Source organism: Mailhella massiliensis, from assembly GCF_900155525.1.
Classification (GTDB): Bacteria; Desulfobacterota; Desulfovibrionia; order Desulfovibrionales; family Desulfovibrionaceae; genus Mailhella; species Mailhella massiliensis.
Window position 1 is genome coordinate 126,534 of the sequence record NZ_LT706945.1, and the last position, 12,907, is coordinate 139,440.

Sequence of the window (12,907 nt, forward strand, 5' to 3'; positions counted from 1 at the left end):
GGCCTTTCACGGGATGCGGGCAGGGGAAAAATCAGTCGTCGTCGCAGACGGGATTGAGCTTGTATTCCATTTCTATGCCGTCATGGAGGGAACCGGTGACGAGGCAGCCGTTCTTCATGACGCGGGCCACGCGGTCGAAGGTGTCGAGGTCCTCTTCATCGATGCCCACGTTGGCGGTGATGGTGATCTTCAGAACGCGGCTCTGGCCCTTTTCGTTGGCGTCCACATCCATGAGGGCGGTGAGGTCGAGACTGTTGTATTTGAGGCCTCTGGCTTCCATGGCGGCGTTGAGGGCCGCGGCGTAGCAGTACAGAGCCGCGGAACCGAGAAGCTGCTTGGCCGTGCCGCCGCGCTGATCGGCGGGCACGTTGGTGTTGTCGATGACGATGTTGCCGAGGGCTGCGCCACCGGTTTCAATGGTGTGGACATCCCCGTTTCTGTGATAGGCGACGGTAAGCTGCATGGCTTTTTCCTTGCTGGCGGGCGGAAGAGGTAGGAAAGCGCCCGGAGTACGCGGCGCGTGCTCCGGGCGCCGGAGAGAGAAGAGAAGGCTCTTTTAGGCGCAGTCGTGCTTGTCCCAGGGTTCGCGGTTGTCGCGCTGGATCACGGATTCCATGCGGGCGATGGCTTCCTTGAGCTTCTTGATTTCGTCGAGCTTCAGGTTGGGGTTCTTCATCACCTGGTAGATGATGGCGCCGGTGCAGGCTTCGGAAACGGGCAGGTCGGCAATGGTGGCGATGGTGACGGCGATGTCCTCGGCCTTGACGGTACGGTCGACGCTGCCGGCCTTGCCGTTGATGGCGAGGCCCTGGAAGGCGGCACCGAAGGCGCCCGTCACCACGATGAGGGTGCGGCGGTCGGCGGCTTCGAGGGCGGCGGCGAGAGCGGCTTCGCCTTCGGCCATGACGAACACGGTTTCGGCGGAAGCTTCAAGAGCGGCGGCGATGCCTTCGGCGTCGACCTTCACTGCGCCGAGAGCTTCGGCGGCTTCGGCCAGGCCCGCGCAGTCGGCGTTGGGCAGGAGGGCGGCCTTCTTCAGAGAGTCGGCGGAGGCGTTGAGCACGAGAATTGCTTTCTTTTCAGCCATGACGGTATTCCTTCAAATATGGGTTGCGGGCTTTGCCCGTAGAGTTCGGGAAATCCCGGGGCAAATGCCCCGGGAGAGTGTTACTTGACGAGGTTCGGGTCTTCCATGATCTGGTAGATGGGCGCGCCCTCGGCATCGGCGGGAACGGGGTTGCCGGTGATGTAGCAGAGGGTGGGTACGATGTCGGCCAGCCAGCGGGGACGGGGATAGCGGTAGCCCTTCTTGATGTTGGGGCCGCGGAACATGAGCAGGTTCTTCAGGCTGCCGCAGCCGGATTCGCCGGTGGGCAGACCGTAGCCGTGTTCGGCCATGTATTCGGGCTTGAGCACATAGACCACGTCGCCGGCCTGAGCGCCGCCCATGCCGAAGACCTTGGCGTCTTCCTTGCGCACGGCGAGCAGCACGGGACGTTCGCCGGTTTCGGGATGCTTGTAGTCGAGCAGGGCGTCGATGATGCGGTCGCGCACCTTTTCGTAGTCTTCAGGTTCCACGATGCCGCCGGGGTACTTGCCCTTGAGGTTGACGTACACGAACATGTAGCGCTGGGGCACGGCGAGAGACTTGGTAACGTCGAGAACGTAGTTGAAGCCTTCGGTTTCTTCGTAGATGTCCCAGTAGTTTTCCGACTTCTTGGGTTCGTAGGAGCAGAGACCGGCTTCCTTGAGGGCGTGAGCGGTGTTGAGGATGGGGCCCATGGGGGTGGCGCCGTGGTCGGAGCACACGCACATGAGGGTTTCATCGCCCATGAGTTCCATGAGGTTGCCGAGCAGGCGGTCTTCCACGGTGTAGATGTGGCGTTCCATCTTTTCGGCGCGGGCGCGCACTTCGGGATCCTTGCTGTCCAGTTCGCTCAGCCAGCCGTGATAGAACCAGTCGATGGGATGGGAATGCATGTAGAACAGATCCCAGTCGGGGTTGGCGGTGAGCAGGCACTTGATGGTGTTCCAGAGCCAGGCGCTGTGGAATTCCACGAGTTCGCACACGGTGTCGGTATCGATGATGCCGTGCAGGTAGGCCACAAGACCGATGTCGTTGGCCGTGATCTGCTTGGAAAGGTCGATCTGGTCGGCGGCGGAGGCGGGGGAGATGAAGCCGATGCGGCCCGCGATGCCGGAAACATAGAGCTTGAATTCTTCAGCGTCGTCGGAAAGCTGCATCAGCTTGCAGCGGAACACGCCCTTTTCGGTGCGGCCGTCGGCGGCGATGGTGAAGTCGTGCTGCACGGGTTCGCTCCACTGGCCCACCTTGATGGTGAAGAAGGCCTTGGAGTAGTCTTTTTCAGGGCAGAGGGCGAAGGTGTCGAAGCCGTCGTCGCCGCTTTCCCAGGCGAGGCCGTACCACACCTGATCCTTCAGAGGCTCGATGGATTCCTTGAAGTGCATCTTCACTTCCATTTCCAGAGGCTCGTCGCAGTCGGGCAGGTGCTTCCAGCCCTTGGCGTCGTCGAAGCGGCCCTGAACGCCCATGGGATAGTAATCGGTGGAGATCACGCTTTCCGAGGCGAGAAATTCCTTGTGTTCATTGCCGTGCAGCGGCCAGCGGGTTTCAGCGGGGGAGAGGCCCTGACCCATGACCAGAATGCCGTTCTTCATGTGGGAAGGCCAGGACATGGGGTAGTTCACCACGATGCACTTCTTGCCTTCCTTGTCCCAGGCGTCCCAGATGGTCTGCGCGGTCAGAATGTCGGAACCGAAGGCCTGAGAGGTTTCCTTGTAGTCGAGGCTGCGGCCTTCGTGATAATAGTAGTAGTCTTCCACACCGTGGGTGCGGGGATAGGCGCCCGTGCAGATGGTGGCCCAGGAGGGAGGAGTGACGGTGGGCAGGTTGTAGCCTTCGGGGATGAAGCTGCCTTCCGCCATGAACTTGCGGAAGTTGTCCAGGCCGCCCTGGGCGAGCATCGCTTCAAGACGTTTGGGGATAAGGCAGTCATAACCGATGAGTGCGGCTCTTTTGGCTTTGGGCGACATGTTAATACTCCTTGCAAAGTATGATTGGCGGTATGGGGGGGAACGCCGTTCCCGCTTTCCCATGATTCAAAAAGTGTGCCAAAGGTTGCGTCCGTCCGGTGAAAGAAGGAAAAAATGAAAAATTTTTCCATAAAAATAAGGAGGTTTGCCTGAGTATGCACGGAAAAGGAACAAGGGGCGGCGCGGAAAGAAGTACAAGCGCGCCGCCGGAGCCTGAGAAAGATCGGACAGATTTGTCACATTCTGCCGCAGGAACGAAAAAAGGTAAACCGTTCAAGAGAGTTACCTGTGAACGACGCTAATGTCGCATATTACGACAAAAATGTCGTAAAGTATGGATATAATCCGTTTTGATATTTGCAAATATAATGATATCATAAAGTTATGATGAAAAAGAGCTTTTTGGCACAATCCTTGCTTAACTCTGCGCAGTTTACAGGCAGTTTTTGCTGAAAAACCCTTGAGAGAGAGGAGAGTGTCATGGCAACATCCAACACCAGTCACGAACAGGAAAACGATCTCAGACCGGAAAAAAGCATATTCTGGCCGGCTATGATCGGCGTGCTGCTGATCGCCCTGCCCATGCTGTTTTTCCCCAAGGCCTCGGAAGAAATCATCGGGGCCATCTATACTCCGTTCAGCATTAAATTCGGTTCTCTGTATCTGTGGATCACCGTGGGACTCATCGTCCTGTGCGTATACTTCGCCTGCAGCCGCTACGGCGACATCAAGTTCGGCGACCCCGGTGAAAAGCCTCAGTATTCCCTGCCTTCCTGGGTTGCCATGATTTTCTGTTCCGGCGTGGCCGGCGCGGTGATGTTCTGGTCCATCGTGGAACCGCTGTGGGACCTCATCACTCCGCCCCAGTACGCCGAACCTCTGAGCACGGAAGCCTTTGACTGGGCGCTCACCTACATGCTGCTGCACTGGGGCCCCAACGCCTGGTGCACCTACTTCATCACCGCTCTGCCCATCGCCTATCTGTTCCACATCCGCCGCAAGCCCGTGCTGCGTATTTCCGCCGCTTCGGAAGTGGTGCTCGGCAGGCAGACCAACGGTCTCGTGGGCCGCGCGTGCGACGTGTTCTTCATTCTCGGCCTGCTCTTCTGCACGGCCGTGACCATGTGTATTTCCCTGCCCACCGTGGAAGCGGCCCTGGAGCAGGTGTTCGGCATCAAGCCTTCCTTCACCGTGGAAATCGTGGTGCTTCTCGTGAGCGCCGGTATCGCCGCCTGGTCCGTGTGGTCCGGCCTGAACAAGGGCATCAAGGTGCTCTCCAACATCAACGTGTTCATCGCTCTCGCCATGGTGGCCTACGGCGCGGTCTGCGGTCCCACCGCATCGCTGTTCGACATCTTCACCAACGCGTTCGGCAAGTTCGTGGGCAACTTCTGGGACATGAACTTCTGGACCTCCCCCTTCAGCGACAGCACCTTCCCCCGCGACTGGACCATTTTCTACGCCCTGTTCTGGGCCGGTTACGGTCCCTTCATGGGCCTGTTCATCGCCCGTATCTCCCGCGGCCGTACCGTGCGTGAAGTCATCGCCTGGGGCCTCGTGGGTACCTGCGCCGGCGGCTATCTCATCCACGGCGTATTCGCTTCCTACACCCTTTACATCCAGTACCACGGCATTCTCGATGCGGTGAGCATCCTCAAGAACTCCGGCGGCCCCGCCGCCATGATGGCCGTGCTCGACACCCTGCCCTTCGGTAAGGCCGTCATGCTGGTGTACTGCGCCTTCTCCACCATCTTCCTTGCCACCTCCGTGGACTCCGGCTGCTACGTCATCTCTTCCGTGGCCACCACCCGCATGGGCGTCAACGACGACCCCGCCCGCTGGCACCGTTCCTTCTGGGCTCTCGTTCAGGCCCTTCTCGCCCTCGGTCTGCTTTCCATCGGCGGCCTCGGCGTGGCCAAGATCTTCGGCAACTTCTCGGGCGCTCTCATGGCGTTGCCCACCATGCTGCTCACCGTGGCGTGGCTGAAGATCGTCAAGAAGGACGGCAACTACATGCTCTGCAACTTCGTGGCGAAGGATTGTATGCCTTCCGGTATTGAAGAGGAAATGAGCGAAAAGTAAGCTCCCTGTCCTTTTGAGCAGACGCCCCGGGGAATCATTCCCCGGGGTTTTTTTTAAGCCGGGGAGGGATGATGGGAATATGCCGGTATCCCGGTAAAGAGTCTGCCGCGATACAGCCGGGCAGAGAGAAGGGCGGACGGCGTGTTGTTCTATCGTCGTCTCTTTTCTGCTTTTCCCCGGAAAGACGTCGCCGCAGGGAACGGAGGAAACGCGTCTGTGCCGTGCGGAGCATAGCCGCCGTGTCTTCTTTGTGCGCACGTCGTGTTTTAAGGTCGAAAACGTTCCCCTGTGCGGGGACTTCCCGGAAGGCGAAGCCTTTAACTGCGTTAAAAAGGTTCCTTGGCGAGATAACCGGTTGTCTCGACGGGAAATCTCTCCACAAAAGAACCCGATGATGGATGACCGGAGTTTACTCCATCCCCGTTGGCACTGAGGTACCGCATTGTTTTGCTCCGAAATTCAGGCGTAAGTGCATATACGGCAGATATGGGGGAACGACAGGGGAGATTCCAGGAACGCGGTGGGCTGCAGAGGGGGCAGATAGGGGAAGCGGATGTGTGTGGATCATGTCCCCATACGCGTCAAGACTCCACCCAAGGACGGCGTGGCGCAGATGATGGGGGAAGGGAAAGGACCCCGATGACGGTCGGGCGGTTTCCGCATCTGCGCTCCGGGTTCGGTAACCGTCTTTTTGGGGGGCCGGCTATTTCGTCAGCACGCCGGGAGTGAAGGAAGCCGCCGTTATCAAGCATGTACGGGGAGATGCCGTACCGGAATTGCCGTTCGTGTCTGCCGCTGTGCGGGAAGAGAAGGTGGCCGGAAAAGGGGCCGGAATAGCCTTGTCTGCGAGTATGGCCGCCGTATCCCTTGCCGCGTATGCAGGATGTGTGCGGAAATGACGAGGGAGGGCTTTGCCGGAAATACGGTATCGTCCGGGCTGGTTCTGGGAAAAGGAAGCAGGCATCTTCGCGGAGACGGAACCTGTTACCGGTATCGGCGGCACGGGTGCGTGCATGGACAGTAAGAGGCCCAAAGGCCGGAATTATGAGACCGCGCCCGCGGCGGAGCCGTTTCCTGGTACGGAATGCTGCCGTGCGGCGCGTAAGCGGGAGCATCGGTCGAGCGCGGCGGGCGTTTGGGGAGAATGAAGCATAAAAAAAGAGCCGCTCGTTTGAGCGGCTCTTGGGATGGACGTGTGTTACTCTGCGGGCTTTGCCTCTTCTGCGGCCTTCTGGGCGGCTCTGGCGGCATCGGCAGCTTCCGGGTCCAGCGTCTTTCCTCTGCGGCGCAGAAGGAAGGTATAGGCCGGGCCGGAAATGACGTAGCTTATGAGAATGAGGAAGCAGAACAGCCGGGGCAGGGAAAAGACCATGCTGAGCACGATGAGGGTGGCCACCATGGTCTGGAAGGGATGAGCCTTGATGAAGCCGAATTCCTTGAAGGAAAAGTAGCGTACGCGGCTGACCATGAGCAGCGGCACCACGACGGAGATGACCAGCGTGAGGGCGGGCAGCACGGGCATGAGGAATCCGGGGTAGTACGGCATGAACAGCACGAACGTGGCCAGCACGCAGGCGCAGGCGGGGCTGGGCAGGCCCACGAAGAAGCGCTTGGAGGTGGTGGATACGCCCACGTTGAAGCGGGCGAGACGCAGGGCCGCGCAGCCGCAGAAAAGGAAGGCCACGGCAAGGCCGAGGCGGCCGAATTCATGCAGCTGCCAGGCATAGGCCAGCATACCGGGGGCCACGCCGAAGGTCACGTCGTCGGCCAGGGAATCGTATTCGATGCCGAACTGGCTTGCCGTGCCGGTAAGGCGCGCCACCTTTCCGTCCAGTCCGTCCATGGCGGCGCCCACAAGAATGGCCCAGGCCGCAAGGTCGAACTGATGGTTGAAGGCAAGAATGATGCTGAAGAACCCGGCAAAGAGGCTGGCGGTGGTGAAAAGATTCGGCAGAATGTACACGCCGCGGGGCACGGGCTTGTTGGGATCGCGCATGGGAGCCTCTCTTACGCTTCCTTTGAAGCGGACTTCTTGGCCAGAACAGTCTGACCGGCAAACACATCTTCACCGATACGGACCGCAGGATTATAGTCGGCGGGCAGATAGACGTCAACGCGGGAGCCGAAACGTATCATGCCGAAGCGCTGCCCGCGCAGGAGCGCGTCGCCCTGTTCGGCATGGGGCACGATGCGGCGGGCGATGAGTCCGGCGATCTGTACGAAGGTCCAGTCTGCGCCTTCTTCATCCTTCATCTGCCAGATGCACTGTTCGTTGTCGGTGGAGGCCTTGTCCCACGCGGCGTTGAAGAACTTGCCGGGCAGGTAGCGTATGCCGGTCACCGTGCCCGTCACGGGGGCGCGGTTCACATGCACGCTGAAGATGTTCATGAAGATGGAAACGCACTGCCTCTCTTCGCCGCTCATGGGGTCGGTGCGGGATTCGATGTGGATGACGCGTCCGTCGGCAGGGCTGACGGCGATATCCTTCTCCTGCGGAACCACCCGTTCGGGGTCGCGGAAGAAGTGCACGGAAAACCACAGCAAAACGAGTGCAATGAGGGTGACGGGCCACCAGTCCAGAATGGCGAAGCACAGGGAGACCACGGTGAGCAGGCCGATGATGGGCGCACCTTCGGGAGCGAGACCGATGCCGGGCTTATTCATCAAAAACTCCTTTGAGGCGGGGTTCTCCCCCGGCAGAGGGGGCGCGGGAAGCACATGCCGCTGCACGGCCGTCCCGCGCGGCGGCATGTGCCGCCGGAAAAGAGCCGGGGCATACGGACCCCGGGAAGACAAAGCCGCCCGGCAAACCGTGTCTGCCGGGCGAGATAAGGTTAATCCTTGCGGCGCAGGATGACAACATGTTTGAGCGCGCCTTCGCCGGAACTGCGGGTCTGCACGTCGGGATCGTCCTGCAGCGCCAGATGTATCACCCTTCGCTGGTAGGCGCTGAGGGGCCTTGTGGTCTGCACCTTGCCCGTGGCCTTCACCTTTTCCGCAAGGGAAAGGGCCAGTTCCTGCAGGCGGGAATCCTGCCGGACGTGATAGTCGCCCGCGTCCACCTGCAGCCTCACCTGCGCGCCCATGGCGCGCGTGACCATGCGCGAGGCCAGGTACTGCACGGCGGCGAGGTTCTGCCCGTCGCGGCCGATGAGAAGACCCGTGTCTTCGCTTTTTACGGAAACCTGGAGGCGGTCTTCGCCGATTTCCAGGGAGAGATCCACGGCTTCGGGTTCGATGTCGAGCACCGGGGCCACCAGCCTGCTGATGATGGTTCTCGTGGTTTCCGTGAGCTTTTCCTGGTCAAGTTCCGCCAGCGGCACGCGGGGCAGGGTGCTTTCCAGAGAATCGCCTTCCTCGTTTTTGGGCGCGGCCTCCTTGCGGCTGCCGTTCTTGCTCTGCCGGGGCTGGCGGGGCTGGCGCTGACGGGGAGCCTCTCCGGCTTCCTCGGAACGGGCCTCCCTGTTGTCGGCTCCCTCCTTCGGCGCGGCAGGCTGGGGATTGAGCGCGGGCACGGCCGAGGGGCGGGGGATGGGCAGAGCCTTTTCCGCAGGAGCGGTGTCCTTTTCCGCCTCATGGCGGGATTCCCGGCGGTTTTCCCGGGTTTCCTCCTTCTGCGGCTGGGCTTCGGTATTTTCGGACTTTTCCCGGCGGCGGTCGTTGCGGCGACGGCGGCCTTCCTGCTTTTCAGGCTTGTCCTGCGGCATGGCGGCGGGGTTCTGCATGAAGTCGGGCAGCGTGGCGAGGCGCGCCCGGATTTTGGCCTTGCGCGCGCCCACGATGCCGAAAATGCCCGTTTTCGCGTCTTCGATGATCTCTATTTCCAGCTTTTCCCGGGGAACGTCGTAGTAGGCGCAGGCCTCCGCGATGGCCGCGTCCAGGCTCTTCCCCAGGAATTCTTTGGATTCGCTCATGTCGTTCCCCTGCTACTTGGTTTTATGCAGGGTCCAGGACTGCTGGATGATGGACAAAATGTTGTTGCACAGCCAGTACAGCACGAGGCCGGAGGGGAAGTTGATGAACATGACGGTGAAGACCACGGGCATGATCATCATGATCTTGCGCTGCTGCGGGTCTCCCATGGCGGGGCTGAGCCACTGCTGGAGGAACATGGTCGCACCCATGACGAGGGGCGTGATGTAGAAGGGGTCCTTCACGGAAAGGTCGGCCAGCCAGAGCAGGTCGGTGCCGGGCAGGTAGGTGATGAAGGAGGCGTGGCGCAGTTCGATGCAGTTCAGGAGCGCCTGATACAGGGCCACGAACACGGGAAGCTGAATGAGGATGGGCAGGCAGCCGCCCATGGGGTTCACCCCGTAGGTCTTGTAGAGCTGCATCATTTCGCGGCTCAGGGCTTCCTTGTCGTTCTTGTACTTTTCCTGCAGCTGCTTCATGCGGGGCTGGAGCTTCTTCATCTGTTCCATGGACTTGAAGCTCTTGCGGGACAGCGGCCAGAAGACGATCTTGATGAGGATGGTCAGCAGGATGATGGCGAGACCCCAGTTGCCGAGGAAGCCTTCAAACCAGGTGAGGAGCTTGAGCAGCGGCACGGCGAGGAAGCTGAAGATGCCCATGTCCACGGAGGACTTCAGGTCGTTGGGGGCGGCGTCGAGCAGATCGCGGCTCTTGGGGCCGAGCCACCATGCGGTGGAAAGTTCGGCAGGCTGACCGGCGGTCAGGGAAATGTCCTGAAGTTCCACGGCCGCGCGCCACACGCCGCCGTCGGTGATGCGGCCCTTGAACACGCAGTTCTGGCCCTGTTCCGGCAGCACGGCGGAGAGGAAGTAGTTGCTCATGAGACCGGCCCAGGCAATGTCGCCGGAGCTCATCACGCCTTCCTTGGTGAGGTCTTCCACGTCCACGTCGCGTTCCAGGGAACCCTTCAGGTTCCAAGCCATGCTCATGGCGTCGTAGTTGCTCTGGCTGCTGAAGTTGGTCGCGCCGAGGCTGTAGGACACGCGGGCGGCCGGGCTGTCGGAAGCGGCGGTCAGGGTGACCTTTTCATCCATGAGATAGGTATCGGCATGGAAGGTGATGACGCGGTTGATGCGTATCCCGTTCATTTCGCCGGTGAAGGTGAGGGTGGCGTCGCCGGATTCGAGGTTGATGTCGGAACCGTCGAAGCTCCACTGACCCATGTTCCAGGAAGGCTGGCCGTTCACCAGAAGGCCCATGGGGGCCACCGTGGCGGCGGCGGGGGAAACCATGTTGAACAGGGGGGATTCGGGCAGGATGGAGGCCTTGTAGTTCTTCAGCTTGAAGGACTGCAGGATGCCGCCGCCGGAATGGAACACGGCTTCGTACAGGGGCGTGTTCACGCGCACTTCGCGGCCTTCGGAGGGCACGAACTTGGCTACGGGAATCACGGGAGCGGCGGGAACGGGAGACACGGCTTCGGGCTGAGCCTGCTGCTCGGCGGCCGTAGGCTGGGGCTGCTCGGGGAGCCAGCCCATGTATTCGGAAAAGGCCTGCCAGCCGAAGAGCAGGACAATGCAGATGACGACGGAAAGGATGAGGCGACGGTTATCCATGACGTTCCTGAGAGTCTGCGCCGGGCGCAGAGGGATGATCGTTGGAGAGGGGGGGCACAGGGTCGAAACCGCCCGGATTTCCGGGGTGGCAGCGCAGGATGCGCCGGATGGCCAGCCAGAGTCCCTTGAGCGGACCATGCCGTTCAATGGCTTCTATGGCGTAGGTGGAACAGGAAGGGTAGAAGCGGCAGCAGGGAGGGTAAAGCGGCGAGATGCAGCGCTTGTAGAACCGTATGGGCAGGATGAGAAGCCGCTGGGCGAGATTCATGCCGCGTCTCCTGAAGGGACGGTTGCGGCGCCTTCCGTCCCGGAGGCTTCGGAAAGCTCGGCAAGAAGGGGCAGAAGTTCGGTTTCCGCGAGGCTGAGGTCGAACTTGTCGGCGCGCAGATGTTTTTTCGGCGTGACGACGATGTCCATGGGGGGCATCTCATGCTGATGCAGGCGGAAGAAGGAGCGCAGGACGCGCTTGATGCGGTTCCTGGCAACGGCGTTGCCGCATTTTTTGGTGACAGCAAGCCCAAGACGCCCGGTTCCGGCCATGCCGGAACTCAGGGCGAACACGACGAAGTATTTCGTGAAGCGGCGTTCTCCCCCGTTGTAGCAGGCGGTATATTCCGCCCTGCGGGTGATGCGCCGTTCTCTGGGCCAGGTCAGGGACATGGATTCGATCCATGCTGCGCTTGGACGGAATTTAAACGCAAAATGTGGGCGTGGCGGAACGCCGCGCCCGAAACATTTGCATTGTCCGCCCGGATGCCTCGGAGGAGGCGGACCGGGAAGCGCACCTGTGGGGTTAGGCGGACAGGCTCTTGCGGCCCTTGGCGCGGCGGCGGCTGATGATGGCGCGGCCGTTGGGGGTGCTCATGCGGGCGCGGAAGCCGTGGGTACGCTTTCTGCTGATTTTGCTGGGCTGATACGTTCTTTTCATGACGCGCGGTCTCCTTACTGAGATTGGAACATGCAGGTATAGCGCGCCTTGCCTTCCCCGTCAAGTCGGAAGGGAGGGCGGCGCGTCGGAAAGTTCCCCGGTCGGGGCGATGCCTATGTGTAAGCCGTGAGAAGGCTGCAGGCAAGCATTAAAATGCGTTTTCGGCCGGAATATTTTATCGAATCCCGTCCCGGGGTTCTTTTCCTTTGCGTGACAAAGCGGACGTTTCTGCATAGACTGCGCCATCTTGTTCAGCCGCATACGCGGCGAAGGAGCAAAGTCATGCAGGGCGTTCCCGTGCTTCGCGTCGCGGCAATACACGATCTTTCGGGCTTCGGCCGGGCTTCTCTCACCGTGGCCATTCCCATTCTCGCCACCATGGGCATTCAGGTCTGCCCGCTGCCCACGGCCGTACTGTCCTCCCAGACGTCGGGCGTGGACGACTTCACCTTCCTCGATCTCACGTCGCAGATGGCCCCCATCATGGACCACTGGGCGCGCATGGGACTCAGGTTCGACGCAGTGTATTCCGGCTTTCTCGGCAGCCCCGATCAGTCGTGGCTTGCAGGCCGCTGCATACGGGAGTTCCGTGCTCCGGGAGGCATAGCCGTGGTCGACCCCGTGCTCGGCGACAACGGCAGGCTCGATCCCACGCAGACGCCGGAAATGGTGGAGGCCATGCGCCGCCTCGTCAAACAGGCGGACATCATCACTCCCAATCTTACGGAAGCGGCCTTTCTGCTGGAAGAAAAGTTCCGGCCGGACATCAGCGCGCACGGCCTGCGCGATCAGATGCTTGCCCTTGCAGCCATGGGGCCTTCGGCAGTGGTCATCACGAGCGCCCCTTCCTCCCGTCCCGGCCATACGGCCACCGTGGCCTACGACGGCCGCCGCTTCTGGCAGGTGGAGGTGCCGCACCTGAACGCCTTCTACCCCGGTACGGGCGACGCCTTCGCCAGCGTGCTCACCGGAAGTCTCCTGCAGGGCGACTGCCTGCCCGTGGCCGTGGATCGCGCCGTGCATTTCGTGTATCTCGGCATACAGGCCACCTACGGCTACGATACGCCGCATCGCGACGGCGTGCTTCTGGAACGCACGCTGCCTTCCCTGCGTATGCCCTTCACGGGCGGAAGCTATACGGAATTCTGATGTTCCGCCCTTTTCTCCCGCGCAAGGACGGGCCGCTCCTCGCCCTTGCCCCGGCAGGGCGAGAAGCGCCGCATCAGTCCTTTGAGCCGTCTTTTTCCGGCGGGAAGGACGCATCCCGGAAGAATTTCCCGGGAAAGGCGGTACAACCACTATTTTTAGGGTTGAT

Annotated in this window: 12 protein-coding genes; 2 read left to right on the forward strand and 10 right to left on the reverse strand. The window is 61.1% G+C overall.

What is annotated here, in order from left to right:
• Window positions 1–31 precede the first annotated feature (31 nt).
• The 3 genes from CZ345_RS05055 to CZ345_RS05065 form a co-directional block, all read right to left on the reverse strand.
• On the reverse strand, window positions 32–463 hold the full coding sequence (locus tag CZ345_RS05055) for an OsmC family protein (protein WP_077072098.1): 432 nt from the start codon (window positions 461–463) through the stop codon (window positions 32–34).
• A gap of 93 nt (window positions 464–556) precedes the next feature.
• The gene (locus tag CZ345_RS05060) at window positions 557–1,087 is read right to left on the reverse strand and encodes a hypothetical protein (RefSeq protein ID WP_077072099.1); all 531 of its coding nucleotides are present in this window, start codon (window positions 1,085–1,087) and stop codon (window positions 557–559) included.
• Between the two features lie 80 nt (window positions 1,088–1,167).
• Entirely contained in the window at window positions 1,168–3,054 is a 1,887-nt protein-coding gene (locus CZ345_RS05065; protein WP_077072100.1) for an alkaline phosphatase family protein, read from the reverse strand.
• A gap of 480 nt (window positions 3,055–3,534) precedes the next feature.
• Here CZ345_RS05065 and CZ345_RS05070 point away from each other — a divergent pair, with 480 nt between their 5' ends.
• A complete protein-coding gene (locus CZ345_RS05070) occupies window positions 3,535–5,136 on the forward strand; it encodes a BCCT family transporter (protein ID WP_077072101.1) in 1,602 nt (533 codons plus the stop codon).
• Between the two features lie 1,198 nt (window positions 5,137–6,334).
• Here CZ345_RS05070 and pssA read toward each other — a convergent pair.
• The 7 genes from pssA to rpmH form a co-directional block, all read right to left on the reverse strand.
• The gene (gene pssA, locus CZ345_RS05075) at window positions 6,335–7,132 is read right to left on the reverse strand and encodes a CDP-diacylglycerol--serine O-phosphatidyltransferase (RefSeq protein ID WP_077072102.1); all 798 of its coding nucleotides are present in this window, start codon (window positions 7,130–7,132) and stop codon (window positions 6,335–6,337) included.
• Window positions 7,133–7,143: 11 nt separating this feature from the next.
• Window positions 7,144–7,800, reverse strand: coding sequence for a phosphatidylserine decarboxylase family protein (locus CZ345_RS05080; RefSeq protein ID WP_077072103.1), 657 nt, complete (start codon window positions 7,798–7,800; stop codon window positions 7,144–7,146).
• A gap of 170 nt (window positions 7,801–7,970) precedes the next feature.
• Window positions 7,971–9,050: a Jag family protein gene (locus tag CZ345_RS05085; RefSeq protein WP_077072104.1), complete on the reverse strand. Its 1,080-nt coding sequence runs from the start codon at window positions 9,048–9,050 to the stop codon at window positions 7,971–7,973.
• Between the two features lie 12 nt (window positions 9,051–9,062).
• Window positions 9,063–10,664 (reverse strand): membrane protein insertase YidC, encoded by a 1,602-nt coding sequence (gene yidC / locus CZ345_RS05090; RefSeq protein WP_077072105.1) that lies wholly within the window; start codon window positions 10,662–10,664, stop codon window positions 9,063–9,065.
• Complete coding sequence (gene yidD, locus CZ345_RS05095; protein WP_077072106.1) at window positions 10,657–10,932, reverse strand: membrane protein insertion efficiency factor YidD; 276 nt, start codon at window positions 10,930–10,932, stop codon at window positions 10,657–10,659. Before yidD ends, yidC begins: the two co-directional genes overlap by 8 nt.
• Entirely contained in the window at window positions 10,929–11,324 is a 396-nt protein-coding gene (gene rnpA, locus CZ345_RS05100) for a ribonuclease P protein component (RefSeq protein WP_077072107.1), read from the reverse strand. The genes yidD and rnpA overlap by 4 nt, the downstream gene beginning before the upstream one ends.
• 133 nt (window positions 11,325–11,457) lie before the next feature.
• Entirely contained in the window at window positions 11,458–11,592 is a 135-nt protein-coding gene (gene rpmH / locus CZ345_RS05105) for a 50S ribosomal protein L34 (protein ID WP_077072108.1), read from the reverse strand.
• 282 nt (window positions 11,593–11,874) lie between these two features.
• Here rpmH and CZ345_RS05110 point away from each other — a divergent pair, with 282 nt between their 5' ends.
• Window positions 11,875–12,741 (forward strand): pyridoxamine kinase, encoded by an 867-nt coding sequence (locus CZ345_RS05110; RefSeq protein WP_077072109.1) that lies wholly within the window; start codon window positions 11,875–11,877, stop codon window positions 12,739–12,741.
• The last annotated feature ends 166 nt before the right edge of the window (window positions 12,742–12,907 follow it).